Source organism: Butyricimonas hominis, assembly GCF_014287455.1.
GTDB lineage: Bacteria > Bacteroidota > Bacteroidia > Bacteroidales > Marinifilaceae > Butyricimonas > Butyricimonas muris.
The window spans coordinates 199,126-225,120 of the sequence record NZ_JACOOH010000003.1 but is presented as its reverse complement, the minus strand read 5'-3'; the positions used below and the strand labels follow the sequence as shown (position 1 = coordinate 225,120).

The following is a 25,995-nucleotide window of genomic DNA, read 5'->3' as shown; positions in this document are numbered from 1 at the left end:
AATTTAAAATCTAAAATCTAAAATAAAATAAAAGGGTAAACTAAAAGCGAAGACGATGTTGCGTACATTTGTAGAGAAAATATTAAACGCGGAAAAAGGAAGTGTTGTGATTCGGGAACCGGATTACGTGATGAGTCATGATAATTCGGCAAGGGTCAGATTCCTTTTCGAGCGGATTCACGGGACGAAGGTACACGACCCGTCGCGGGTGGTAATCGTGCTGGACGGGAAAGCCTCCGGGCTGATGCACGAGTTGTCGTTCGAGTATAACTCGATACGGGATTTCGTGGAGGAACAGGGAATTGAACATTTCTACGATTGCGATAGCGGGATCAGTCACCAGATATTGGCGGAGCTGGTGCGACCGGGCATGCTGGTGGTGGGAAGTGATTCACACACGGCAACAGCGGGAGCTTTCAACGCGTTTGCCTTGGGAATCAACAAAACTGAAACTGCGGTATTGTGGAAGACGGGAAAAATGTGGTTCCGGGTTCCGGAAACAGTAAAGATCGTGTTGAAAAACCGCTTGCCGGAAGGTGTTCTGGCGAAGGACTTGGCACTGTGGATTAAAGGTGTACTCGGGGAACTTGACGTGAACGGGCAGGCGATAGAATATCACGGCGAGGGCGTGGAGTCGTTGACGATAGATGACCGTATGACGATAGCCAATATGTCTACCGAAATGGGCGTGGTGAGTGCCGCGTTCCCACCGGATGACACGCTGGCGGATTATTTCAACGAGCCTGCCGTGAGAGGTGTTTGGGCTGACGAGGGAGCCGTGTACGACCATTCGATAGAAATTGATTTGGCGAAAGTCTTTCCTTTGATATTCAATACCCGAAAAGGAGAGATTCGAAGCGTGGATGAATTTGAAGGTTTAAAAATACAACAGGGATTGATCGGGGCTTGTGCGTCGGGACGTTTGGAAGATTTAAGATTGGTGTCGATGATTCTCGACGGGAGGCGTATCGCTGACGGCTTCCAGTTGTTCGTGGTACCCGCTTCAAGGGATATTTATTTGAAAGCGGTAGAGGAAGGCATTATTGACAAGATCGTACACTCGGGCGCGATGGTATTGGGTTCGAGTTGCGGACCGTGCCTCGGTGTCGGACACGTTGCCTCGGCAGGGAACAGTCGTTTGATATCGACGGCGAACAGCATGTATATCGGGGGTGCGAATGCCTCCGGTGTTGAGAAATATATTGCTTCTCCCGCCACGATTGCCATGACCGCTTTGCGCGGGGAGCTCTCGTCGGTGATTCATTTCGAGGGAGCGCGTTATAAATACGAGGTAAAACCCGTTGAGCCGGTGATGTTGGGCGGCTATGATTATCGTAGGGTGAACGGGGTATGGAATTATGCGGACGTGGATAATATCTCGAGTAACCAGATTTTCGCGGAGAAATTGATGTACCGTTTGACACTGGAACAGGTGGAGGAGATCAAGCCTTACCTGTTCGCCGGGTTGGATAAGAATTTTGCCACGGACGCGAAACCGGGTGATATTATCATAGCCGGGGAGAACTTCGGTCGCGGACCGTTGGTGAAACACGCCGCCACGGGGTTGGTGGCTGTCGGGGTGAAATTGGTTATCGTGAAATCGGTAAACCATGATTTCTATCGTATGGCGATTAATCACGGTTTGCTGATTCTGGTAGACTGGGCTATCGCGGATGCCTATACTTCCGGTGAATCATTGAAATTCGACTGGGAGAATCGGGTGGCGTATTTGAATGACAGAGAATACCCACTCCCGAGAATGGACAAGGAATTTAGTGAAATTATCGGAAAAGGCGGACTCGCGAAAGCCTTTTCATGATTTAAAGATATGATGCGACTGACGATTTTCATGTGTGTGTTGTTTTTTGTTGTATCCGGGTACGCCGGAACAGAGAGAGGGCAATCCTTACGGGTTGCCCTTATTCAAGCACACTTGCAATGGGGTGATGTGGACGGAAACCTGAAAGCGTTCGGGGAGAGGGTGGAGAGATGTGGCGAGGCGGACGTAATTGTGTTCCCGGAGTTGTTTGCATCGGGTTGCGAGATGAAGAAAGGAGGCGGGGATAAGAAAGCTGAGATTGCCGCCCGGTACGGGGATATACGTGAAAAGTTGAAAGAGTGGGCGGTAAATAAAAAAGCGGTGGTGATGGGTTCGACGATATTCGCGGAAGGCGATCGGTATTACAATCGGTTGATTGCGGCTTTCCCGGACGGGAAGTGTTTGTATTACGACAAGCACAACTGTTTTAAAAAAGGAGCTTTCTCGCCGGGAGAAGGGCAACTTATTTTTGATTACAAGGGATTCAAGATAGCCACTTATATTTGTTATGACTTACGATTCGCTGAATGGAGCCGGAACACGACGGGGTACGACGTGGCGGTATACGTGGCGAATTGGCCGGCTTCCCGTCGGGAAGACTGGCAGAAACTGTTGCGGGAAAGGGCTAAAGAAAATAAAGCTCACGTGATAGGAGTAAATTGCGCGGGTACAGACTCGAATGGATTGTATTATGCCGGGGATTCGGGAATAGTCGGCACGGACGGGGAGTGGATAGACCGTTGTGATGAAGGAAAAGACGAGGTAAAGGTGGTGAGGATTTATAAAAACTAAAAGTTGGGAAGTAGCCTCAAGCTATCTCAAACTTTTAGTTTTTAACTTTTATCTTTTAGTTTTCTATTGTAATGTTCCTGCTTCTGCTTGTTTAATCATGTTGGCGTTAGCCGTGATGTATATTTCCACCCGGCGGTTTTGCGCGCGTCCCTCGGCTGTACTGTTGTCCGCGACGGGTTGGTCAAACGCAAGTCCCTCGGTTGTGATACGGGCGCGAGAAATACCGTTGCCCACGAGGAAGTTGGCTACCGCGTCCGCGCGTTGTTTGGATATTCTTTCGTTTACTTCACGGGTACCCGTGTTGTCCGTGTGCCCGTAGATTGTAACATCCGTGTCTGGAGAATTTTTGAGTGAATTGGCGAATTTCGTCAAAGCATCGCGGGATGAATTGCTTAATTGGCTGGAATTAGTGGCAAAAAGAATACCGTTGTCGAAAGTTACCTTGATCGCTTGCAAGTCATTGGCATCGGTAACTGTTTCTACTTTTGCTCCTTCGATAGCTTCCAGTTCTTTCTTTTGCTTGTCCATCTTCTTCCCGATCAAGGCTCCCGTTCCGGCTCCCACTGCACCGCCGATGGCTGCACCGATAGCCGCACCTTTGCCTTTACCTACCAAGGCACCGATGCCTGCGCCAAGTGCCGCACCGCCACCGGCACCGATGGCCGCACCTTTACCCGTGTTACTCATGGAAGCGCATCCGGAAAGAATGATACTTCCGCTCAATGCTAAAATGGTGAATAAATTAGTCCTTTTCATATGTATTTAATTTGAAATGTTGGTTTCACTCGTTAATTTCTCCGCAAAAGTAATACCATTTTAATAATTTCAAAATAAAGTGAAGGTAAGGGGATAAAAAAAGAGGTATGTCACAGACACACCTCCTTGTTTTTTATAAACTAAAGTATTAGAACATCGGTAATTGATAAATAAACCCGACTTCTACTCTTTGCGTGTTGTAGTTATTTTTACCGAGTACTTTAGCGCGATCGGTGAAATTGTAGCTACGTCCCACGAAAGTACAGAAGAAGTGCAAATTGGATTCCATCGGGTAGAATTCAACACCTGCCAAGTAACCGTATGAGGTGCGGTATTTACCTTTTTCTACATTTTCGGTAGCTTTGAAGATAGATGCGGTTTCATACATTCCTTTCATGAAAACGTTCCATTTCGGTAAGAAACGATAGTTTACCTTGGCTACCAATGACATGTATTTGGCATTGAAAGCGTTGTGTTCATCTTCTAGTCCCACGATACCGGTCATGATACCTTTGCGGTCAATGTCCTCGTCGGAATACATGAAATCCACGAATGCGTTTACTTTCTTGGAGAAGGTAAAATCGTTACCTAACGCGTAGTAATACATTTGTTTGTCTTTTGCTTCGGACATAATGGATGCAGACCAACGGGTTTTGTAGAAACCGTCGAATAAACTACCGTTCCAGTTTATGGTATAAAGTAACGGGGCTCTTCCGTCTTCAAGGTTCTTTCCGTAAGTATCTTCAAATGAATTATTACGGCTATCCAAAATTTGGAATTGTATCTGATGATTATCATCAACTTGGTAAGCGATGTTCAATCCGGTCATGAAATTGCTCATGTTCTCGATCATGTCGCTATACTCGTAGATTTCAATAGGATTAAGGTCAAATTCAATACCCCCGTAAGCGGCACATTGTTTTCCTGCGAAGAAAGAGAATTGGTCGTTTAGTTTTACCCCGATACCGGCAATATCGATAGAGGTCGGCATATTGTCAATCGTACCGCTACCGTTATTACCGCGGTTCAAACGTTGCCGCCAGCGATAGGACAACCACGGGGTAATGTTACCTTTTGCCTCGATACGGAATTGACGCATCTTGAAAGCTGCTTCGCTCAATCCGTTCCTGTCATAATTGAAGCTGGCATCGAATGACCCTTGCATATTCAGGTAGAAGTTGAACCAGTCGATTTTTTTCTCGACATTGCTTACTCGTTCAAAAAGTGTTTTTTCCTTGGGAGAGCTTTGCGCGAATGCACTCGCGCCGAACCCCATAACGACTATTAATATGGCTAATTTTTTCATGTTCTGCTTTGTTATGGTAGAAGGTCGTGTCGTTATACGCGGCTACGACCTTCTACCTGTATTGTTTTCAGTTGGTTAGTATTCGTTGAAGTATTGTTGGATTTGTTTCCAATCACTGGTTTTCGTCAACGCTAACATTAATAAAATACGGGACTTTTGGGGGTTCAATTCTTGAGAAGCGATGAACTTGTATTGATTGTCATCCACTTCTGCATCAAGGGTGGTAGGACCTGTCGGTACACGGGTGGAACGAACGATAAGAATACCTTTGTTCCGCGCGCTAATCAGTTCCGGGAATACATTCTTGTGAATGTTACCGTTACCCAAACCGGCATGAATGATGCCCTTGTAACCGCTGTTAGCCATCATTTTAACAACATCGCCTTCCATGTTGGAGTAGCTGTAAACGATACCTACTTTCGGAAGCGCGTTTAAGTTGGTCACGTCGAACACGGATTGGCTGGTGTGTTTTTTCAACGTGGCTTGGTTATAGAATACTTTACCGTTGTAAATGTACCCGAGAGCCCCTGAGTTCGGTGCTTGGAACGTTTGCACGTCGATAGTGTTCATTTTAAGCACGCTTTGCGCGCCGATAACGAGTCCGTTCATGGCAACCAGTACGCCTTTACCGATGGATTCTTTCGCTCCGGCAACAACTACGGCGTTGTAAAGATTCAACGGTCCGTCTGCGCTGAGGGCGGTAGAGGGACGCATTGCCCCGACAAGAACGACGGGTTTGTTGCTTTTCACTACCAAATTCAAGAAGTAAGCCGTTTCTTCCATCGTGTCGGTTCCGTGAGTGATGACGATACCGTCAATATCTTTTCTAGCCAATAATTTGTTGATGGTCTTGGCAAGAGTCAACCACACGTCGTCCGTCATATCCTGAGAACCAATCTTCACGATTTGTTCCCCGGTTACGTTAGCAATCTTTTGAATTTCGGGAACGGCTGAAAGCAATGTCCCGATAGCTACTTGTCCGGCAGTGTAATTTGTTCCGGTAGAAGAGGCACCTGTTCCGGCGATAGTACCCCCTGTTGCCAATATGTGTATGTTAGGCAACTTTTGTGCAAACGTTGTTGCAACAGAAAATAGCACCAAGGCTACCAGCAAACTTAAATTTCTAAACATTTTCATAACTTGTGTTTTAAATTTACTATAATATAGACTATTAGAAAATCTGAATAAAAAGCAATCCAAGCCCGACGGCTACAACCGTGGCAACGAGTCCGGGCATCATGAACGAGTGGTTCAGCACGTACTTCCCGATGCGGGTGGTACCCGTCCGGTCAAAGTTAATGGCGGCAACCACGGTGGGGTAGTTCGGGATAAAGAAATACCCGTTTACTGCGGGAAACATGGCGATTAGCATATAAGGCGATATACCCAACGCGATCCCGAGAGGCATCAAAGCGCGGACTGTTGCAGCCTGACTATACAGTAATATAGACATGACGAACAAGGCTATACCGAACAACCACGGCATCTGTCTTACGACTTCTTCGATGGAAGATTTCAATTCAGCCATATTGCCTTGCAGGAATGTATCACCCATCCACGCTATACCGAAGATTGCCACGACGGCTTGCATCCCTGCCCCGAACACGGAACCTTGCGCGGCTTTCAACCCGTCCGTGCGGGTTACCAGCAAGATAAGCGCCGCGGCAGACAGCATCAGAATCTCGATGATTGCCGGCATATCCAGTAATACTTGGTTCCCGTCAATCATGAAGGAAGGGCGTAAGTTGTCGAATGAACCGAAAAGCACGATAAATACGGTAGCGAGGATAAACACGAGAACGGATAGACTTGCCTTCTTTTTGTTGGCCACGTCCTTCAACTCGTATTTCTTATCGTTGAATACACCTTCTTTCAAACGTTTTTGGTATTCCGGGTCATCAACAAGCTCTTTACCCACCCGCATGGAGAAGAATGCCCCTACAAGCACGCCGATCAAGGTGGCGGGAATCGTGATTTTCAGAATATCGAACAACGTAATATCGAAACCGGCTAATAGCCCGAGTAGGGCAACCGTGGCAGCCGAGATAGGACTTGCCGTGATAGCCTGTTGTGACGCGATGACTGCAATCCCGAGCGGACGTTCCGGTCGGATTTTCGTTTCTGTCGCGACCTCGGCGATAACCGGGAGCACGGAGTAAGCCACGTGTCCTGTTCCGGCGATGAATGTAAAGGCGTAAGTCACGAGCGGACTTAAAATCGTCACGTGCGCGGGGTTCTTTCTGAGTAAGCGTTCGGCGACCTTAACCATTAAATCGAGTCCTCCGGCGGCTTGCATGGCGGCCGCGGCTGATATTACCGCCACGATCATGAGCATGACATCAATAGGAGGGGCTGTTGGTTGCAGTCCGAACACGAATGTTAAAATCCCCAGCCCGATTCCGCCCATAACACCCAACCCGACACCGCCTAGACGCGCTCCGATGATGATTGCCGTTAAAACGAAAGCTAATTGTAAAATCATCTCTTTTCTTTATTTTAATGTTTAATAATGCAATTATTCTAATTTCAACACCCATACTTTACGGTTTTCTTAACAAGAAGGTTTCACATTTTTATCAACAATTAGTTACAATAAAAGGTTTTCTCGTTAAAATAATAATCCGATAATAGATATTATAATGTTTAAAATTAACAAATGCATATAGTCAATTTGTATGCCAAACTTTCAATTTCTTATAAATAAATGATTGCTTTTAGGGCTTTATGGAAGGGGGTATTGAGCTAGAATAAAGACAGATAGAGTCTATGAGGTTTATAAAGTTCATAAAGTTCATAAAGTTTATAAAGTCACGGGTGTCCTTCGGACAAAGCTTAACGGCAGCGTGAGCTGCCGTGGGCAAAGCGCCCGCAGGGTCAATGAACTTTATGAACCTTATAAACCTTATAAACTTTATAAACTCTACGTCCTTTCTATATTCATCCGAAAGTATTATTTTTGCTATAAATTTTGGAATATATGCAAGATCTGTACCTGTTTAATCCGGATAACGAGATTTCTGTTGCTAACGGCACCAATGGTTACACGCCGAAAGCGAATATCGCTGTGATGGCGGATAATCTTTCTTTTTTGATGGCGTATTTGACGGGGGAAGAGGATTATGTTCTGGTATCCCGGCTACCGGGATATGATTTCTTGGAGAGAAGACGGGAAGTATTCGGTTTGACGTGCAAGCCGATTCTTTGGGATAGAGCGTGTTTATTGTCTTTCCGGGAAGTTCGCCCGTGGGGGTGGAGTCCTAGGGTACATAATTTACTGGGCGAGTTGAAAACCCGTTGCGGTGAGCGATTCCGGCAAGGTGTTATGGCGGAATGGAACGATGAACGACGGGAGTTGTATAGCAGGCAAAGGGCTCGCGAATGTTTGGAGTTTATCCGGCAACGGTTACCGTTGGTCGAAGCGACGGTCGTACCCCGGCAATGTTCTTCCTTGGATGCCATTCGGGAGATCACCGGCGAGGAAAGTGTAGTGGTGAAGGCACCATGGTCGTCTTCCGGGAAAGGTATATTATTTATACCGCGGGGAGAGTTCACGAAGAAAGAAGAAGAGATTGTTTCCGGAATGTTGCATAAGCAAGGATTCGTGATGGTCGAGAAGCGTTTGAATCGAATACTTGATTTCGCCATGGAGTTCAAGATGGATAATGATTTTCAATTGCAATATTTAGGATTTTCCGTGTTTAAAACCGGTAAGCGGGGGGAATACGAGGGAAATGTCGTCGCGTCGGAAAGCCGATTGCGGGGCATGATATCGGCTTACGCGGACGAGGAGGTATTGGAACGTGTCCGGGAACTTTTGACGGAAGCCTTGCTCGAACAGTATCGAGGGATATACACGGGATATTTGGGCGTGGATATGATGATTTATCAAGACGAAGAGGGACGATACCGGGTACAGCCATGCGTGGAAATCAATTTACGCTACAACATGGGGATTGTCGCTTTACAGTTACAACGGCATTTGGCGGAGGGAGCGGAAGGTCGTTTCTGTATTCGTTTTTCAGCCAAGGCGGGAGAAATCCGCGGTTCCGCAGAAGAGCGACGGAAAATGTTTCCGTTGGAAATTCATCACGGGAAGGTCGTTTCAGGGTATATCAATCTGACTCCGGTTGATGAAGAAAGTCGCTTCGTGGCAGAATTAATCGTGGAGAAAAAATAAACTTTGTAAACTTTATAATCTTTTATGTAGTAAAATAAAGAAAATTTTATTCTCTTTGTACTTGATAATGAATTACGGATCTGGCAATAAATAGGGGTTAGCATATGCACATGAAAATTAAGATCGAGGGTATTAAGGAACTTTTTATAGAGGATATCCTTCCTACCATGGAAAAGCACGGTTACCATTTTCTAAGGTCAAAGAACTCGTTTGTTCACGAGAACAGGGAATGGAAAAACGAGTGCAATCTGCGTTTCACGGATTGGGGTGACGATCATGTATCATTGCGAACAGAGTATTTTGTGACGAGCAAGAAAGTTTCCCGTTTGTTTAGCGAGGCAACTTTAGAGTCGGGATGTATGCCGACTTGTGGTGTGCTCGACGTGGGATGGGCGTATAAATATCTGGGGATTCCGTTGGAAGATAAGCCGTGGTTTGAAATGAGAATCGCCAAACTCGATTCTATCGTGCAGAAATGGATCGTTGAATTCGAGAGCGTGGGTTTGTCTTTTTTCAAGGAGATGAACGATTACGAGAAGTTGGAGAAGGTATTGGATATATATAACGTGTCCGGTTGTCCGGCTTTGTCGGTATGGACAGGTGAGCGCATTCTGCACGGGATATGCCTGCATTATATCAAGACGAGGGACAGGCGTAGGACATTGGAACTTTTCTCCATGTACCGGAAAAAGGTCGAGGGGATGGATTACTCGTTGATAAAAGATCAGTTTATTCGTTTGGAACAATATTTCAAGAATTTACCGGACGGTTTAAATCGGAAGTTATGAGAATTGCAGGCGTTTGTTTACCTGTTTTATTGAATTTGGTGTTTGTATTTACATCATGTAGTGACGATAAGGATGAATCGTTGAAGATTTTGGATCCATCCGGTGTGAATACATTGACGGAAGTGAATGTTAGTGTCGGGGAAAGTTGGATTCGGGTAAGTGGCGGTGACGGCGAATATTCGGTGGTTTCCGGGAATAAAGAGATCGCTGATGTCAGTGTTGATAAGGATGTGATGGAAGTTCGGGCTTATCGTCTGGGCGATACGGAAATTACGTTGGCGGATCGTGCCGGGGAACAAATAAAGCTTCCGCTTCACGTGGAAGCAAAAAAACGAGCCTTGGAGGTCAAGCGTGTTGCCGTTTACGTGGAAACGGAGGACGCGGATGTAAAAGAGATGCTCGAGGAAGAATTGCGGGCGAAGTTTCCGGTTTCAGAGGGCGGACGATATGGATTGATGCAGGAGAAATGGAGTTCTACGCGATATGAAGGAAAACTTGTCGTTTACCCGGGGACGTCAAACGATGAGAGTTACCCGGGGACATTCGTGTGGGATAGGAATGTGAAGCCGGAACGATTGACGTTTGAATACAATGGCGTGACACACGTGTACGAGTTGCCTGTAAAAGGACTACCGGAAGGAGGCGAATCCGAAGCGGGTAAAATGATTCACGGGGATGAATTGTTCGAGGGTAAGTCTGTTGCAAGAGACTTAGGACCTGTCCAAGCGTGGATGGGAGAGGATTTTACAGAACAATACCGACGGGATTATCCGAATGTTACGCGGGTGATAAGTTTGGAATATGTTTCATTTTCCCGGTAAGGACAGAACAAAAAATCTATAAATTCGGAATGTTTTTTTGACCATCATGGCTAGTCTATGGTGGTCTTATTGTACTATTATCCCGGTATAACCCGTGGATAACCTATATATTATTAATATAATATATGTATTTAAGATATATCAAATATGTATTAAATCATATTCATTCCCTATTAAAATACTATTTTTATCCCTTTGGAATAGGAATTAAATGGGAGATGAATAGGAGTTGAATAGGAGATGATATAAAGAAACTACTAATTTAATACATTGAATATTTATATTATTATACTGTTATCTCACTGTTAAATACGGTTAATGCACGGAAAACGGAAAGTAAATATGCGGCGATGTTCTCACTTGAAAAGAGGTGAGTCACGAGTTTGGGAAAGTTGGTTTAAAGGGTGAAAATATCTCGTTAAAAGTTCGATATTCCGGCATATTTTTACTATATTTGTACGTTTTGTGGAAACACAATGGAAAGCTTGACGGAGAGGGATTTAGAGATATTTGAAAATATAGAAAACCATTAAATATGAGTGAAGAAATAGAGCAGAACATGAATGAAGAATTAGAGCCGATGAATAACGAGTATTCGGCTGACAGTATTCAGGTGTTGGAGGGGTTGGAGGCCGTGCGTATGCGTCCTTCCATGTATATTGGTGATGTGAACACGAAGGGGTTGCATCATTTGGTGTATGAGGTGGTTGACAACTCGATAGACGAGGCGTTAGCCGGTTATTGTAAAAATATCGAAGTAACGATTAACGAGGATGACTCGATAACAGTTAGTGATGACGGTCGCGGTATTCCCACGGGAATGAACCAGAAAGAGAATCGTTCTGCGCTTGAGGTCGTGTTGACGATTTTGCACGCCGGGGGTAAGTTCGATAAAGGATCTTACAAGGTTTCCGGTGGTTTACATGGCGTGGGTGTGTCTTGTGTGAACGCTCTTTCTATCAAATTAACCGCCACGATTTACCGGGAAGGGAGTATCTGGTTTCAAGAATATTCCAAAGGTGTGCCTTTGGAAGACGTGAAGATTATCGGTGAAACCGATCGTACCGGTACGACGATTACTTTCAAGCCGGATGATTCGATCTTTTATGTAACGGAATATAAATATGATATATTGGCCGCCCGTTTGCGGGAATTGGCTTATTTGAACCGGGGTATTCGTTTGTCTTTGACGGATAAACGGGTGATTGATCCCGACACGAACGAGTTTAAATCCGAAATTTTCTATTCCGAAAAAGGATTGAGCGAGTTCGTGGAATATCTGGATGCCAATCGTGAAAAACTGATTGACGAAACCATTCATATCACGACCGAGAAAAACGGTATCCCGATCGAGGTGGCTATGCATTATAACACGGAGTTCAAGGAAAACGTGTTCTCTTACGTGAATAATATCAACACGATGGAGGGTGGTACTCACCTTGCCGGCTTCCGCAGGGGAATCATGCAGACGTTGAAGACGTATGCCGACAATTCCGGCGCGTTGAGTAAATTGAAGTTTGATATTAACGGGGATGACTTCCGTGAAGGTCTGACTGCCATTATTTCCGTGAAAGTGGCTGAACCGCAATTCGAGGGACAGACAAAAACCAAGTTGGGTAACACGGAAGTGGGTACGGCGGTGGCTCAAGCGGTAAGTACGGCTCTGGCCAATTATCTGGAAGAGCACCCGAAAGATGCCCGTTCGATCGTGGACAAGGTGATTCTCGCTGCACAAGCCCGTCACGCGGCTCGCAAGGCACGTGAGCTGGTACAGCGGAAAACGGTACTTTCCGGTTCCGGGCTTCCCGGTAAACTGGCGGACTGTTCGGATAATAACCCGGAGAACTGCGAGATATTCCTCGTCGAGGGAGATTCTGCAGGGGGTACGGCAAAACAAGGACGTGACCGTAAATTTCAAGCTATCCTGCCTTTGCGCGGTAAGATACTGAACGTGGAGAAAGCGTTGGCTCATCGGGTATGGGAGAGTGACGAAATTAAAATTATATTCCAAGCGTTGGGTATCACGATCGGTACGGCAGAGGACAGCAAGGCCGTGAATCTCGAGAAATTGCGTTACCACAAGATCGTGATCATGGCGGATGCCGACGTCGACGGGGCGCATATCGCTACTTTGATTATGACTTTGTTCTTCCGCTATATGAAACCCGTGATCGAAAGTGGTTATCTATATATCGCTACCCCACCTCTTTTCTCCGTGAAGAAAGGAAAAGAGCAACGTTATTGCTGGACGGACGAGCAACGTTTGCAGTTGATTCAAGAAATGGGAGGCGGAAAGGAGAGCAGTTTGCATATCCAGCGCTACAAAGGTTTGGGTGAGATGACCGCGGAACAGCTATGGGATACGACTATGTCGCCTGAAGCGCGAATCCTGCGTCAGGTGACGATAGAGAATGCTGCTGAAGCGGATCGTATTTTCTCCATGCTTATGGGAGATGACGTGCCGCCTCGTAGACAATTTATCGAGCAGAACGCCACGTACGCGAATATTGACGCCTAGGGTGTCAATGTTACAGGTTGCAGGTTGACAGGTTACAGGTTTGTGACTGTCCTGCAACCTGTAATTTTAGTATTTGATTTCTATATATCTGGTTTTATGAGAGTTTGTGTGTTTTGTGCTTCTTCTGAAAAGATGGAGAGCGTGTATTTCGAGGCGGCGGCCGAATTGGGGGAGGAGATCGTGAAGAATGGCTGGGAGTTGCTGTATGGCGGGACGAATTGCGGGTTGATGCGGGAGGTTTCGGACGCGGCGAAGAAAGCAGGAGGGAAGGTAACGGGAATTATTCCGCGATGTATCGTTGACCGCGGCGTGTCGGCTCAAGGGATAACGGAATTGATAGTTGCTCCCGATATGAAAGAACGGAAAAGTATGATGCGGGAGCAAGCCGACGCGTTTATCGCTTTGCCCGGCGGATGGGGTACTTTGGAAGAAATCACGGAGGTAATTACCTTGAAACAATTAGGTGTTCACAACAAGCCGATTGTCTTTATTAACACGAATGATTTCTATGAATACTTTTTTTTGTTTATCAATAATATTCGAAAAGAAGGTTTTGTATCAAATGCTTACGATGGTTTGTACACGGTCGTGAATGATGTTGAAGAAGCCCTGGCTTATATTAAAAAATACAAGGCGAAAGAATTTTCAAGTAAATATTAGGAAATAGTTGTTTTTTTAATATTTATGGACTATATTTACAGTGCTAATATAGCGTATGAGTTGACTATTGTAGTGATACAAAAGTTTGGTTAGTTTAGTTTAGAATGTAAAGGGTGATTTTGGTCACCCTTTATTAATTTGGCGTGAAATAATATGATTTAGATTTTCGGTATGAACACGTGGTTGGTTTTAGTATTGACCACTATTTAGGGGTATATTGAACAAAATCGTTTGTTTTTTCTTTTTTAATATTTAAGTTTGCAAAATGAAATAATAAAAAGTGAGGATAATATGAACAAACATGAATTAATTAGGATTGCGGCTAAAAAGAGCGGAGTGTCACAGAAAACAGCAGGAATAGTTGTATCGTCAATTCTTGAAACAATTTTAGAGAGTCTTAGAAATGATGAGGCTGTATCCATGTTGAATTTTGGAAAGTTTTCCATAAAAAAATATGATGCTCGCAATGGCTATAATGTTGCAACAAAGAAAATTATGACGATTCCGGAGAAAAAAGTTGTCCGCTTTAAAATAGCGAAAGGCACTGGTTTAAAATAAAACAATTTTAGCCCGGTAGAATAACGAAAGGCGTAGAAAAATGCCTCTTGTATGCGGTACGTATTATGCGTACCCGTAATTTAATAAACCTAAGGGCAAAAAGCGTTTTGACGCGTTTGCCCTAGTCGTGGTATTATCCGGATAGCTTCTTGTTTATTCCATTAATCCTCTACCAATCTTTTTGATTTGATTTTTCTCTTTGAGCAAGATAACTACTTTATCCAGTACCCCGTTGATGAAACTGCTACTTTTGGGCGAACAGTAGTTTTTGGATATTTCAATAAACTCGTCCAGAGTAACTTTTACCGGGATAGACGGGAAATATTTTAACTCGGCGATGGCGATGTCCATGATCAATTTATCCATTTCGGAAATACGGTCTAATTCCCAGTTGGCGGTAAACTGATCGATGATTTCCATGTTCTCTTTCATGTCGAGGATAGACTTCCGGAACAGGGTTTTGGCAAAATCCAAGTCTTCTTCTTCATTATATAACGAGATAAAGAAAACGGTGTTTTCCGAATAACTTTCTCTCATGTTTTTAACTGTCTTGTAGACGATGCTTAACACCAGTTCGAAATCGTCGTTCCAGAAGATGTTTTTCTCTTCCATTGCCTGCTCGAAGTCTTCGTCAACGGCAATAAGTTCTGAAATCATGTCCAACACGAGTTGCTTGTGGTCGTCATAAGTAACGGTCGGTTTGTTCATGTACAGGTTAAAGAAGTCGGTTTCTACCAGTTTGTTGTGTAAGGAAACTACCACGTCTTGACACTCGTTTAATGAAACGAGATTGGTTGAAACGTATGTTTTGAATTTCCGGTTTTCGGCTATTTGGTTGATTACCGGGTTATCAATGAACCGGGTGTTCGGGTTTAAGTCCTTGTGGGATGCAAGCTTTCGATTGCGGGCGGCATCTATTTTTAGAAACGCGTGACGTTGGATCTCTGTAATCAGAAGGAAGACGTGGTAATACAAGTCTGTACTCTTTGTAATACTCTTGAACAAATCCCGTTCCACTTCCGTGATTGTCACTCCCTCTTTCTTCGTGTAAGAATATAAAAGCTGTAAAACTTTAATTCTAATTAATCTTCTGCTTGTCATTTTATAAAGAACTATTGTTATATCGGGCACAAAAGTACGAATTTAATTGAAAATTGGAAATTGATAATTGAAAATTATTCGTTACTTTCGCACGGATTATGCAGTAAAGGATTAAAGATGATACGACATATACATATAGTAAATTACGCTCTGATTGACAAGACGGATCTGGAGTTGGAGAAAGGGTTTACGATTATCACGGGGGAAACAGGTGCCGGGAAATCTATTTTGTTGGGGGCTATTGGGTTGACTCTCGGACAGCGAGCCGATGCTTCGGCTATCATGGATAAGGACAAGAAATGTATCGTGGAAATCACGTATGATGTCGCGGGGTATCATTTGCGGCAGTGGTTCGAGGATAATGACTTGGATTATGATGACGAGGTGGTGGTACGCCGGGAATTGAACGCGGACGGAAAGTCCCGTTCGTTTATCAATGATACGCCCGTGAATAATAAGGTTTTGAAGGAATTCGGGAGTTTCTTGATTGACGTGCATTCCCAGCACCAGTCTTTGTTGATTGGGCAGCCGGAATATCAATTGGAGATTCTGGATGCTTTTTGCGGCAATCAGTCTTTGTTGAAAGAGTACAGGATGAAATATGCATCCCGTCAGTCGTTGCTCTCGGAGTTGGAACAGGTGAAGCGGCAGGCACGGGAAGCCGAGCAGGAGGAGGATTATTTGAAATTCCAGTTTAACCAGCTGGATGAGGCGAATTTGAGGGAAGGGGAACAACAGGAGTTGGAAGACGAATTGGCCGTTTTGAATCATGCCGAAACTATAAAAAGTGTCTTTTCCGAGGCTACTTACGCGTTGACGGAGTCGGATGCGCCTGTTATTCAAACATTGAAAGGTATACGGAATAGAATAGCCGCTTTGGATGAAGTGGTGAAGGAGGCAACGGATTACGGTCAGCGATTACATTCGGTGATTGTCGAGTTGGAGGATATCGCTGATGAGGCGGAACGGGTTGCCGAACGGGTGGAATATAATCCCGGACGCGTGGACGTGATAAATGACAGGCTCGGGGTGATGTATGACCTTCTGCACAAGCATAAAGTGGAACGGACGGAGGATTTAATCGCTTTGAAAGACACTTTGCGGGAGAGATTGAAAGGTATACAATCTTTTTCTACCCGCGTCGAAGAGTTGGATACGCGAATTGCCGCGTTGGAAGCGGAAATGGAGGTTCTGGCTCGGAAGATTCACGCTGCCCGGGTGGATTCGGAAGGGAAATTGCGGGAGGAGATGCAGGGGTTGTTAGTGGGGTTGGGTATCAAGCACGCCTCGTTTAAAGTCGGGATTGTTCCCGTGGAGCATTTTACCCCGACGGGAAAAGATGAGGTTACTTTCCTGTTCTCGGCGAACAAGAATCAAGAGCCGGGTGAATTGTCAAAAGTCGCTTCCGGGGGAGAGATTTCACGCTTGATGTTGTCTTTGAAGTATATATTGTCCCGGACGAAACAGTTGCCTGTTATTATTTTTGACGAGATAGACACGGGTGTGTCCGGTGAGATTGCCCACCGGATGGCTGCCATGATGAAGGAAATGGCTGCCCGTATGCAGGTAATCAGTATCTCGCACTTGCCCCAGATAGCGGCGGCGGGAGATAGTCATTTTAAAGTGTACAAGGAAGATGATCACGCGGGAACTATTTCGCGGATTCGCCGTTTAACAGAGGAAGAACGGGTGACCGAAATAGCCGGGATGATTAGCGGAAGCGTGGTGAGTGAGGCAGCTTTGGAAAATGCCCGGTTATTACGGGAACAATTTTAATTTAATATTTATGAGTTACAATTTATTGAAAGGAAAGAAAGGAATTATTTTCGGCGCGTTGAACGAGATGTCTATCGCTTGGAAAGTAGCGGAGAAATGTTTGGAAGAGGGGGCGCAAATCGTTTTGACGAACACGGAATTATCTATTCGTATGGGAAAGGTGAAGGAGTTCGCGGAACAGAATAATATTCCTTTGATTCCGGCAGATGCTACTAGCGAGCAGGATTTGGAACAATTGTTTCAAGCGTCGATGGATTTGTTGGGTGGAAAGATTGATTTTATCCTGCACTCCGTGGCAATGTCTTTGAACGTGAGAAAGAAACGCTCTTACGATAATTTGGATTACGACTTTTTGCAGAAGACGTTGGATATTTCAGCCGTATCGTTTCATAAGGTATTACAGACCGCGAAGAAGCTGGATGCCATGAACGAGTGGGGTTCCGTGGTAGCGCTCTCGTACGTGGCCGCGCAAAGAACCATGTTCGAGTACAACGATATGGCGGATGCCAAAGCGATGCTGGAGTCTATTGCCCGCAGTTTCGGGTATATTTACGGGCGGGAAAAGCGGGTACGCGTGAACACGATTTCCCAATCCCCGACGATGACCACGGCAGGTAGCGGTATCAAAGGTTTCGATTCGTTGATTGATTTTGCCGAGCGTATGTCCCCGCTAGGGAATGCCGATGCCGACGAATGTGCCAATTATTGTATTACCTTGTTTTCCGACCTTACCCGCAAGGTTACCATGCAGAATCTTTTCCATGACGGCGGATTCTCCAGTATGGGTATGAGTTATCGGGCAATGCACCAGTACAACAAGAGTTTTGAAAACGATAATTCAAAATAAAATCGGATTTCCGGTTTGTGATAGTAGAAAATCATAAATCGGAAATCATAAATCGGATATAGAAAAGATGTTTTTATTTTTTGACACGGAAACGACGGGACTTCCACAACGGTGGAATGCTCCCATAACCGACTTGGATAATTGGCCTCGTATGGTGCAGTTGGCGTGGATTATGTGCGATGAGAAAGGGAATATTATTGAAGAACGGAGTGACATTGTGAAACCGGAAGGATTTTTGATTCCGGCAGAAGCGTCCCGGGTGCACGGGATAACGACGGCGAAAGCGCAGGCCGAAGGTAAAGAACTGCTGTCTGTTCTGGAAGTTTTTTCAGATAAAATAGACGAGGCGTACGCGATGGTCGGTCATAACATCAGTTTCGACGAGTGTATCGTGGGCGCGGAGTTTGAGCGTAAACGAATCATGAGTTCGATGTTTTTGAAGCCGAAGTATTGCACGATGAAATCATCCACGAAATATTGCAAGCTGCCGGGCGGGAAGCAAGGATTCAAGTCCCCGAAGTTGTCCGAGTTGCATCAAGTGTTGTTCGGCGAGGGATTCGAGAACGCTCATGACGCGTTGGCTGACGTGAGGGCTACCGTGCGGTGTTTCTGGAAGTTGAAGGAACTCAAGGTGATGTGAGGAAAATAAATAAAAAAACGTATGGCTAAAAAGCAGGAATATAATTATAAATCATTACAATCGGATTACGGGAAGATGCCGCCGCAAGCGGTTGATTTGGAAGAGGCGATACTGGGTTCTCTGATGTTGGAAAAAGATGCTTTTATTACCGTGAGCGACTTTTTGAAGCCGGATTGTTTCTATAAAGAGGCGCACCAGAAGATATATCGCGGAATCCAGAATCTGTCCTTGAATAACGAGCCGGTGGATATTCTGACCGTGAGCGAGGAGATGAAGCGGTTGGGAGAACTGGAAGAGATTGGCGGTTATTATTATCTGGCACAGTTGACTTCCAAGGTGGCTTCTGCCGCCCACATTGAGTTTCACGCTCGCATTATCGTGCAAAAGTATATCCAGCGGGAGTTGATTCGCGTATGCACGGATATCCAGAATAAGGCTTATGACGATGCCACGGATGTTGCCGACCTGGTGGATATGGCACAAAAGCAGGTATTCGAGATTGCCGAGGGAAACATCAAGAAGGAGACGACGGCTATTAACGCTTTGATTGATGAAGCCATCAAGGGAATCGAGATTGCCGGGAATCGTCCCGACGGATTGAGTGGTGTGCCTTCCGGTTTCACGGCATTGGATGAAGTTACTTCCGGCTGGCAACCTTCCGACCTCGTGATTATTGCCGCGCGTCCTTCTATGGGTAAGACGGCATTCGTGTTGTCCATGACCCGGAATATGGCGGTAAACCATAACCAGCCTATCGCCTTGTTCTCTTTGGAGATGTCTTCGGTGCAGTTGGTCAATCGTTTGATTGCCAGTGAAACCGAGTTGGGCTCCGAAAAGATTCGGAACGGACGTTTGTCCGAAGACGAGTGGCAACAGTTACACGCGAAAATCAAAGCGTTGATAAAGGCTCCTATATATGTAGACGATACTCCGGCTCTTTCTATTTTCGAGTTACGGGCAAAATGCCGTCGTTTGCAGCAGCGTTATGGTATCAAGGTGTTGATTATCGACTACTTGCAGTTGATGACGGCGGGAGCCGATATGCGAGGAAACCGGGAGCAGGAGGTAAGTATGATTTCCCGGCAGTTGAAGATTATCGCCAAGGAGTTGAATATACCCGTGATTGCCTTGTCGCAGTTGAACCGCGGCGTGGAGCAACGTACGGGAGATGCCAAGAAACCGATGTTGTCCGACTTGCGTGAGTCGGGAGCCATCGAGCAGGATGCCGATATGGTGCTTTTTATCCATCGCCCCGAACGTTACGGGATCATGGAAGACAGTATGGGAAACAGCTTGAAAGGGATTGCCGATATCATTATCGCCAAGCATCGTAACGGTGCCGTGGGGGAGATTCAATTGCGCTTCCGTAACGAGTTGGCTCAGTTCTGCGATCTGGAAGAGGTTTCTCCTTTTGCATCCGGTGGTTCAACGGTAAAAACCGTTACTTTCGGTTCCCGTATGAACGAGGATGCCGCTCCGCAAATGCCGCCCCTCGATACGGATTTCCGGGACGGGGGAAAGAGTTTCGAGAGCGGTGGTAACAGTGGGGCTGCACCTTTCTAATAATTGAAAATGGAGAATTGAAAATTGAAAATGAAAGGATTCCCGAAGACGATAACTATTCTATCTCCTCCTCTGTTTATAGAGGAGGTGCCCGAAGGGCGGAGGAGTTCAATCTAAAATCATAAATCATAAATCTAAAATCATAAATGGTCAGGTTTTTATTGAAGTATTACGTGTTTTGGGTCGTGTTCTCGATCGCGGCAAAGGTGATCTTTCTGGTTTACCAGTGGAAAGAAACGGCGACACTCACCGGGTACGATTACGTGATGTTGTTCACGAGAGGGTTGCGTATGGATCTCTCTTTCGGGGGATACGTGATGGTATTGGCTTGCGTGATTATGGCGATAGGTGTGTTCCTGCCGCCCAAATGGTTGAAACGCGTGTATTCGGTAATAACCTTGATACTTTTGGCTATATCCAGTCTGATTGTTGTCGGAGATTTGGAGTTGTTTAAAAACTGGGGCTATCACATGGACGCGACCCCGCTATTCTATTTGAAAACGCCGGGAGAGGCAATGGCTTCGACTCCCACGTGGTTGATATTGGCATTGGTCTTGCTTTGCGCGGTTATGGTAGGGGTATTTTATAGCCTTTATCGCCATTGGGTGGCAAATTCCTTGAAGCCGGTCCGGGAAGCTGCTTGGAAGAGCGTCGTTTATCTCCTTTTGGGTGGATTGATGATTATTCCGGTGAGGGGCGGTTTCAACGTGGCTCCGATGAACGTGAGTTTCGTGTTTTTTAATAACAAAAATATGTATGCCAATCAAGCGGCAGTGAATCCGGTATGGAATTTCTTGTACGAGGTGGCACACGTCAACAAGATTAAAAGCGACTTCGTTTTTATGCCGGAAGATAAGGCAAGACAGCTGGTGGACAGCGTGTACACGGAAACGGGTACTTTCCCGAGTGTGTTGAAAACGGATAAACCGAACGTGGTGGTGCTTTTGCTGGAAAGTTTTACACTGAACGCTTGGGACGCCATGCCTAATTTGCAGGCGGTGGCGAAAGAAGGCATTTTCTTCTCGAATATATACGCCACGGGAAATCGTTCCGACCGGGGAATACTGGGGGTTATCAGTGGTTTTCCCGCCCACCCGCAGGTGTCCATGCTGAAGTACCCGAATAAAACGTATCTTCATCCTCGTTTCCCGTTGGATTTTGAGGCTAACGGGTATAGTACCCGGTTTTATTACGCGGGGGATTTGAATTTCGGGGGATTTCGTTCCTACGTGACGATGAGTTTTCAAGGTAGCGTGACGGAGAATGATTTTTCCGGGGAAGCTATCGAGAACCGCTTCAAATGGGGGGTACATGACGGTTATATGCTGGAGCGGTTGTATGAAGATTTGCGTGTGGCGAAAACTCCGTTCATGTATATGGCATTTACCATGAGTAGTCACGAACCGTTTGTCGTACCCATGAAAACGAAAATTCCGGGAAGTGATACCGGTTCGAAGTTTAAAAATGCCATTGCTTACACGGACCAGTGTTTGGGTGAATTTTTTGAAAAGTGTAAAAAGTCCGGGATTTGGGATAACACGTTGTTTGTGTTGATTGCCGACCACGGGACTCGGCACGTGGGAAACCTGCAACCTCATGCGCCGGAAACTTATCGTATACCGATGATATTTACCGGGGGGGCTATGAGTGTGCAGGATTCGGTGGTGAATACCTTGGGTTCGCAAACAGATATGGTAGCTACTATGTTGGTACAGTTGGGAATAGATGCTTCGGCTTATCATTACAGCAAGAATCTGCTTGACCCGAGTGCCGTACCTTTTGCTTTCTATGCCTTTACCAATGCGGCAGCCGTGGTGACAAGCAATGGAGCCTATATTTATGATTTGAAGTCTAAAAAGGATATCGGGGCGAATACTAATCCTAGAGATGAAGCCTTGCTGAAGGCTTATTTACAAATTATCGATCAAGACTTCAAGGAAAGGCATTGAGAATATAGGTTTATTCGTGAGTTTGACAAAATATGCAATTAATATGCTGATTGTTGCGAATAAAAGTAATGTGAATTGAGTTTTGTTCTTGTATCAAAATATTTTAATTGTGAAATTTGCGAATTTGCAATAAATTTTATATCTTCGTAACAAAGAAATACTAACTATTGAATCGTCAAGTTATGAAGAAAATTAATCGAAAATTTTTTAAGCCATTCATGTTTATTTGTGTGGGCTTAATGGCTGTAATGCTTATGGGGGCAGCAAACCCGTATGATCCTCCTGGAGCACCCGGAAAACCCGAAATGGTCGACGTTGGGAATGATTGGTGTACAATTAAATTTACTCCCCCAACAAGTGACGGGGGGTCTCCTATAACCTCTTATCTTGTTGATTATAGAGATATAAAGGGAGGACGTTGGGTACGGGGGGCTGAAACAGATAAATGCAAAGTAACAGTTCGTAATCTTAAAGAAGGTACTAAAGTTGAATTTCGTGTTAGTGCTGTAAACGAAGGAGGAGAAGGTCCTCATTCTGAAGCCAGTGAAGTTATCTTAATCAAAGAATAGAATAATTTTTCAAGATTATAATATAAAAAGCCAACTATGAATTAGTTGGCTTTTTATATTATAATCTTCCGCTTAAACCTACCTACTCACTTTCACCCATTTCATGGCATCTGCCACTACCAACTGAGAGTACTTTTCTTCACCCCATTTCTCTGTCACCTCAAACGGGGGAATACCCCTATCATCTAAGACGACACGGGATTCTCCTGCTGGTAATTCAAATTTCCCTAATGAAATCCACTCATTGGTATCGTCCCCAGTCCTCTCGATCACGATTTCTTCGCTTCCCTTCGGGGTATAGACTGTATAGTAATTCTTCATTCCCGGATAATTTGATTCACACCTCATCCCCTTAGCTAGTTTTTTAATACGAGATTGATAAATAAAAATCTCGTATTTGCCCGCTTCCGGAAGATTCGCTATCCACTCTGCCTTACAACTTCCGTTCCCGGAAATCTTGATAAAGGCACTCTGCACCTCATCCCCGTAAACTCCACCTGGGTCAAGAAATGGTCTTCCCCACGTGCTCTTCTTGAAATCAAGACCAATTCTATATCCCTCCTTGTCTTCTTCCGTCAATCGATCTGCTAACCGCTTAAACCTGTTTCCCGACGAATCGATTAAATGAAAATCTTCGTCCTCGTTATCAACTATAATCTCCCCGGGAGGATAAAACTGATTTTTGTCAAGGGATTCGACACACTCTGCTGGAATATCCCCCTTCCACAATGGGGTACCATGACCGCCCAACATAACTCGTTCTGGTACGCTCCTTGCGAAATTAGTAGATACAAAAAAATCTGTCCTATTAGTCTCGTGGGCAATAATCCGCTTGTATTCTCCCGGTTTGACCAAGTAGCTCCGCCAATTGTCAATAACCCATTTCCCGTAATCATCTTGATAACTACTGATTACCGAAATCAAACCATCCACTTTACCGATATTGCCAACCTTGAAATCAACCGACTGCATATCCTCTGTCTGCCGGAATGTCAAATCCCTTATCGCCAACCTCGGTACATCATGCGTCGTGTACCAATCCTCCACGAATGGCTTGATGTCCTGCCCGAAACGCTCGCGGAATCCCTCCATGAACACGTCAAAATCCACCTCCCGGAAACGGGCATTCTCGTAGAACTCCCGTGTGTAAGCGCACACCGAATTCCAACTGGCAATTGTTGTCAGGTAGGCGAGTAACTGCGAAACTTTTATGCTAATCAACTTATTGTATCCATTCGGATACTCTCCCCGGATTATCCTTTCCAATCCCTTTGCCGCAATGCTATCTAGCATCGGTGGGAATAAAATAAACTTGTCAAGTGTCGGGTTTGCTATTTTACCGAACAACATGTCTATCCCTGCGTACCTGTCGGAAGCAACACTCCAGTGGAAATCCGAGAAAAGTCGTTCCGCATGTATGTTCTTCAAGAAATAAAGAAAATCATTGAATAACATATCTTCTTGCACTTTCGTGTACTCCAGTTCGTCAACGGAAGGGGGACCTGGTTTATAGTCTTTCTCTAACAACCGTTCCCCGAAAAATGCCATTTCCGGCTGTATATGATTATGGAAATAATAATCATTAAGGAAAGAAGAAGGTGCCTCCACGAATTTTAGAAGCTTGAAAGGATACGGGTTAGGCATAGTTCCTTCTATAAGGTTACGGCACTTGTTTACCAATTCCTCCCAATACTCCTCTGCGTTCGGATACCCCGCTATTTCATCCATCCAACCGTCAAACGGCTTCAAGTAAAAATCATTTCCCGGGTACGTGTAGAACTCCAACGTGATGGAATCCGCCACCACCGACCGCTTCACGTAATTGCCCATGCAAAGTGACAATCCGGTTAGAGCCTGTAAATTGTGGAACGTCACTTCGTCCTGTCTTTCCTCCGGTATGCCTTGCGACAACACCACCTGCCCGTCGGGATTCTTCACGTGCAATGTGTAATCCGTGAAATTCGTTTCTTTCGACGGCTGTAAGGCTACCGGTGCTACAGTCGCCGGGTACCATAATACCTCCGGTATAAGCAGCGTGTAATCCTCTGATACGAACGCCGAATGCTTCCCGTACCGCTCTATTTGCCCCGATTGCCGTACGGGAGCGAAATATCTATTATCATCGATATTTACCTGATAAATATCTTCATCAATATACCCGGCGTACTCCATTTCCAACACCACGCTATCTCCGGGAGTCAACGACCGCTCTACGACAACCACTTGTTTGTCCCTCTGAAAAGGTATTTCCCGTCCCTCCGACTCCAGTCGGCTGATTTTTAGTCCGGGATTCAGGAACAGGAGCAACTTTTCCATGTTCTTTGCTTTCCGATTCACCACCGCCATCCGGCTCACCGCCGAGAAATTCTTACCCTCGGGCATATAGGTGATGTCATGCGTCAAGATTCTTGCCTTGGGATATGACTCGTACCGCGAGAATGTATCCCGGTACGCCTCTCGGTTCTCCCGGCGGGTCTGGAACTTATCGATGTAAATATATCCCATCCCCACGGCTAATACCAGTAACAGACCACCTGTCGCGTGATAAAACGCTTTCCGTCCCGGCACGTTGGGTAACCGCCTCGTGAAAGGAACTGCCAGACATAGTAATCCCAGCCCCAGTAACAAGAAGGTCCCCCGTTGCAACAGACACACGCCGGAATGCATAAATCCCACGATCGAGGAAAAAGATTCCGGTAACAAACTTCCCCGGAAATCCAGTATCCCGTGAAGTGGCTTCGTCAGGTAAAGATACGATATGCAAAGAAACCCGGTCAGCACGAACCAGCTCACGAAAGGATGTCGCAATATCCTGTTCACCAGTAACGACATCCCCGTCACGAACACGAACGTCGGCAACACATCTCTCAACAAGAAGGACAGATACACCCACGGGTTCACCGGCGAATCCGGAATAATCAAATTAATAAATAGCCAGAATGCCATGAAAATAACATCCACGACCAAAAAAGGAATGACCAGCCCCGCTAATTCCGCCCCGAAAATCTGGCTATTACTTAGTGACCGAATAGAGAGCACTTCCCGGCTATCCGCTTTCTTTCGAGCCCTCGACCTGTCGCAAGCCAGAAATACCACGACTAAAGATTGGAACAAATTCAAAAAATAGACTCCTCTCACCGGGATAGAGGATGCGAACACGATGTTCGCCCACGCCTCCTGATGAATGTCCCATGGGATTAGAAACGCCAGAGTGTAACCCAATACACCCAGGATAAAAAGACGGAACAACCAGTTCCTCCTTACTAACTTACTCTCGTAAGTAGTAGTAATTTGCCATCCTGCCATACACAACATTTTTTATTAGTACACATTTTAATAAATACTTGAATATTCT

Annotated in this window: 20 protein-coding genes; 14 read left to right on the top strand and 6 right to left on the bottom strand. The window is 45.4% G+C overall.

All coding sequences use genetic code 11. The features are described from left to right. Nucleotides 1-55 precede the first annotated feature (55 nt). Both H8S64_RS07810 and H8S64_RS07805 read left to right on the top strand, forming a co-directional pair. Nucleotides 56-1,819 (top strand): aconitase family protein, encoded by a 1,764-nt coding sequence (locus H8S64_RS07810; protein ID WP_186975637.1) that lies wholly within the window; start codon nucleotides 56-58, stop codon nucleotides 1,817-1,819. A 9-nt stretch (nucleotides 1,820-1,828) separates the two neighbouring features. Beyond that, the gene (locus H8S64_RS07805) at nucleotides 1,829-2,611 is read left to right on the top strand and encodes a nitrilase-related carbon-nitrogen hydrolase (protein ID WP_186975636.1); all 783 of its coding nucleotides are present in this window, start codon (nucleotides 1,829-1,831) and stop codon (nucleotides 2,609-2,611) included. A 63-nt stretch (nucleotides 2,612-2,674) separates the two neighbouring features. Here H8S64_RS07805 and H8S64_RS07800 read toward each other — a convergent pair whose 3' ends face one another. From H8S64_RS07800 to H8S64_RS07785, 4 genes are all read right to left on the bottom strand, one after another. Beyond that, nucleotides 2,675-3,367 carry a YiaD family glycine zipper/OmpA-like lipoprotein gene (locus tag H8S64_RS07800; protein ID WP_186975635.1) on the bottom strand — a complete coding sequence of 231 codons (693 nt, stop codon included), beginning with the start codon at nucleotides 3,365-3,367 and terminating at the stop codon, nucleotides 2,675-2,677. A gap of 148 nt (nucleotides 3,368-3,515) precedes the next feature. Next, nucleotides 3,516-4,673 (bottom strand): porin, encoded by a 1,158-nt coding sequence (locus tag H8S64_RS07795; RefSeq protein WP_186975634.1) that lies wholly within the window; start codon nucleotides 4,671-4,673, stop codon nucleotides 3,516-3,518. 75 nt (nucleotides 4,674-4,748) lie between these two features. Further along, the gene (gene ansB / locus H8S64_RS07790) at nucleotides 4,749-5,810 is read right to left on the bottom strand and encodes an L-asparaginase 2 (RefSeq protein WP_186975633.1); all 1,062 of its coding nucleotides are present in this window, start codon (nucleotides 5,808-5,810) and stop codon (nucleotides 4,749-4,751) included. A gap of 34 nt (nucleotides 5,811-5,844) precedes the next feature. Beyond that, entirely contained in the window at nucleotides 5,845-7,155 is a 1,311-nt protein-coding gene (locus H8S64_RS07785) for an anaerobic C4-dicarboxylate transporter family protein (protein WP_186975632.1), read from the bottom strand. Nucleotides 7,156-7,650: 495 nt separating this feature from the next. Here H8S64_RS07785 and H8S64_RS07780 point away from each other — a divergent pair, with 495 nt between their 5' ends. The 6 genes from H8S64_RS07780 to H8S64_RS07755 all read left to right on the top strand — a co-directional run bounded on the left by H8S64_RS07780 (nucleotide 7,651) and on the right by H8S64_RS07755 (nucleotide 14,195). Continuing rightward, entirely contained in the window at nucleotides 7,651-8,850 is a 1,200-nt protein-coding gene (locus H8S64_RS07780) for a hypothetical protein (RefSeq protein WP_186975631.1), read from the top strand. A 104-nt stretch (nucleotides 8,851-8,954) separates the two neighbouring features. Beyond that, entirely contained in the window at nucleotides 8,955-9,638 is a 684-nt protein-coding gene (locus tag H8S64_RS07775; RefSeq protein ID WP_186975630.1) for a hypothetical protein, read from the top strand. Beyond that, complete coding sequence (locus H8S64_RS07770; RefSeq protein ID WP_186975629.1) at nucleotides 9,635-10,459, top strand: hypothetical protein; 825 nt, start codon at nucleotides 9,635-9,637, stop codon at nucleotides 10,457-10,459. Before H8S64_RS07775 ends, H8S64_RS07770 begins: the two co-directional genes overlap by 4 nt. A gap of 559 nt (nucleotides 10,460-11,018) precedes the next feature. Next, the gene (gene gyrB, locus H8S64_RS07765; protein ID WP_186975824.1) at nucleotides 11,019-12,977 is read left to right on the top strand and encodes a DNA topoisomerase (ATP-hydrolyzing) subunit B; all 1,959 of its coding nucleotides are present in this window, start codon (nucleotides 11,019-11,021) and stop codon (nucleotides 12,975-12,977) included. 96 nt (nucleotides 12,978-13,073) lie between these two features. Beyond that, the gene (locus H8S64_RS07760) at nucleotides 13,074-13,637 is read left to right on the top strand and encodes an LOG family protein (protein ID WP_186975628.1); all 564 of its coding nucleotides are present in this window, start codon (nucleotides 13,074-13,076) and stop codon (nucleotides 13,635-13,637) included. 291 nt (nucleotides 13,638-13,928) lie between these two features. Then, nucleotides 13,929-14,195, top strand: coding sequence for an HU family DNA-binding protein (locus tag H8S64_RS07755; protein ID WP_186975627.1), 267 nt, complete (start codon nucleotides 13,929-13,931; stop codon nucleotides 14,193-14,195). Between the two features lie 153 nt (nucleotides 14,196-14,348). Here the strand turns inward: H8S64_RS07755 and nusB are convergent, their stop codons facing one another. Continuing rightward, entirely contained in the window at nucleotides 14,349-15,296 is a 948-nt protein-coding gene (gene nusB, locus H8S64_RS07750) for a transcription antitermination factor NusB (RefSeq protein ID WP_222621160.1), read from the bottom strand. A 117-nt stretch (nucleotides 15,297-15,413) separates the two neighbouring features. On the opposite strand from nusB, the gene recN reads away from it, so the two are divergent. The 6 genes from recN to H8S64_RS07720 all read left to right on the top strand — a co-directional run bounded on the left by recN (nucleotide 15,414) and on the right by H8S64_RS07720 (nucleotide 22,640). Next, nucleotides 15,414-17,072, top strand: coding sequence for a DNA repair protein RecN (gene recN / locus H8S64_RS07745; RefSeq protein ID WP_186975626.1), 1,659 nt, complete (start codon nucleotides 15,414-15,416; stop codon nucleotides 17,070-17,072). Between the two features lie 10 nt (nucleotides 17,073-17,082). Beyond that, complete coding sequence (locus H8S64_RS07740) at nucleotides 17,083-17,919, top strand: enoyl-ACP reductase FabI (protein ID WP_186975625.1); 837 nt, start codon at nucleotides 17,083-17,085, stop codon at nucleotides 17,917-17,919. Between the two features lie 67 nt (nucleotides 17,920-17,986). Further along, complete coding sequence (locus H8S64_RS07735) at nucleotides 17,987-18,559, top strand: 3'-5' exonuclease (protein ID WP_099292664.1); 573 nt, start codon at nucleotides 17,987-17,989, stop codon at nucleotides 18,557-18,559. A gap of 21 nt (nucleotides 18,560-18,580) precedes the next feature. After that, on the top strand, nucleotides 18,581-20,122 hold the full coding sequence (gene dnaB, locus H8S64_RS07730; RefSeq protein WP_099292663.1) for a replicative DNA helicase: 1,542 nt from the start codon (nucleotides 18,581-18,583) through the stop codon (nucleotides 20,120-20,122). Nucleotides 20,123-20,268: 146 nt separating this feature from the next. After that, complete coding sequence (locus H8S64_RS07725; protein WP_186975624.1) at nucleotides 20,269-22,071, top strand: LTA synthase family protein; 1,803 nt, start codon at nucleotides 20,269-20,271, stop codon at nucleotides 22,069-22,071. Between the two features lie 182 nt (nucleotides 22,072-22,253). After that, nucleotides 22,254-22,640, top strand: coding sequence for a fibronectin type III domain-containing protein (locus tag H8S64_RS07720; RefSeq protein WP_186975623.1), 387 nt, complete (start codon nucleotides 22,254-22,256; stop codon nucleotides 22,638-22,640). Nucleotides 22,641-22,718: 78 nt separating this feature from the next. Here the strand turns inward: H8S64_RS07720 and H8S64_RS07715 are convergent, their stop codons facing one another. Next, nucleotides 22,719-25,946 carry a carbohydrate-binding protein gene (locus H8S64_RS07715; protein ID WP_186975622.1) on the bottom strand — a complete coding sequence of 1,076 codons (3,228 nt, stop codon included), beginning with the start codon at nucleotides 25,944-25,946 and terminating at the stop codon, nucleotides 22,719-22,721. Nucleotides 25,947-25,995: the final 49 nt, after the last annotated feature.

Bases quoted from the DNA above. Each gene is read 5' to 3' on its own strand.
- H8S64_RS07795 (WP_186975634.1), bottom strand. From the start codon at position 4,673: ATGAAAAAATTAGCCATATTAATAGTCGTTATGGGGTTCGGCGCGAGT.
- H8S64_RS07780 (WP_186975631.1), top strand. From the start codon at position 7,651: ATGCAAGATCTGTACCTGTTTAATCCGGATAACGAGATTTCTGTTGCT.
- ansB (WP_186975633.1), bottom strand. From the start codon at position 5,810: ATGAAAATGTTTAGAAATTTAAGTTTGCTGGTAGCCTTGGTGCTATTT.
- H8S64_RS07775 (WP_186975630.1), top strand. From the start codon at position 8,955: ATGCACATGAAAATTAAGATCGAGGGTATTAAGGAACTTTTTATAGAG.
- H8S64_RS07715 (WP_186975622.1), bottom strand. From the start codon at position 25,946: ATGGCAGGATGGCAAATTACTACTACTTACGAGAGTAAGTTAGTAAGG.
- H8S64_RS07720 (WP_186975623.1), top strand. From the start codon at position 22,254: ATGAAGAAAATTAATCGAAAATTTTTTAAGCCATTCATGTTTATTTGT.
- H8S64_RS07725 (WP_186975624.1), top strand. From the start codon at position 20,269: ATGGTCAGGTTTTTATTGAAGTATTACGTGTTTTGGGTCGTGTTCTCG.
- recN (WP_186975626.1), top strand. From the start codon at position 15,414: ATGATACGACATATACATATAGTAAATTACGCTCTGATTGACAAGACG.
- dnaB (WP_099292663.1), top strand. From the start codon at position 18,581: ATGGCTAAAAAGCAGGAATATAATTATAAATCATTACAATCGGATTAC.
- H8S64_RS07805 (WP_186975636.1), top strand. From the start codon at position 1,829: ATGATGCGACTGACGATTTTCATGTGTGTGTTGTTTTTTGTTGTATCC.
- H8S64_RS07770 (WP_186975629.1), top strand. From the start codon at position 9,635: ATGAGAATTGCAGGCGTTTGTTTACCTGTTTTATTGAATTTGGTGTTT.
- H8S64_RS07810 (WP_186975637.1), top strand. From the start codon at position 56: ATGTTGCGTACATTTGTAGAGAAAATATTAAACGCGGAAAAAGGAAGT.
- H8S64_RS07735 (WP_099292664.1), top strand. From the start codon at position 17,987: ATGTTTTTATTTTTTGACACGGAAACGACGGGACTTCCACAACGGTGG.
- H8S64_RS07755 (WP_186975627.1), top strand. From the start codon at position 13,929: ATGAACAAACATGAATTAATTAGGATTGCGGCTAAAAAGAGCGGAGTG.
- H8S64_RS07740 (WP_186975625.1), top strand. From the start codon at position 17,083: ATGAGTTACAATTTATTGAAAGGAAAGAAAGGAATTATTTTCGGCGCG.
- nusB (WP_222621160.1), bottom strand. From the start codon at position 15,296: ATGACAAGCAGAAGATTAATTAGAATTAAAGTTTTACAGCTTTTATAT.
- H8S64_RS07785 (WP_186975632.1), bottom strand. From the start codon at position 7,155: ATGATTTTACAATTAGCTTTCGTTTTAACGGCAATCATCATCGGAGCG.
- gyrB (WP_186975824.1), top strand. From the start codon at position 11,019: ATGAATGAAGAATTAGAGCCGATGAATAACGAGTATTCGGCTGACAGT.
- H8S64_RS07800 (WP_186975635.1), bottom strand. From the start codon at position 3,367: ATGAAAAGGACTAATTTATTCACCATTTTAGCATTGAGCGGAAGTATC.
- H8S64_RS07760 (WP_186975628.1), top strand. From the start codon at position 13,074: ATGAGAGTTTGTGTGTTTTGTGCTTCTTCTGAAAAGATGGAGAGCGTG.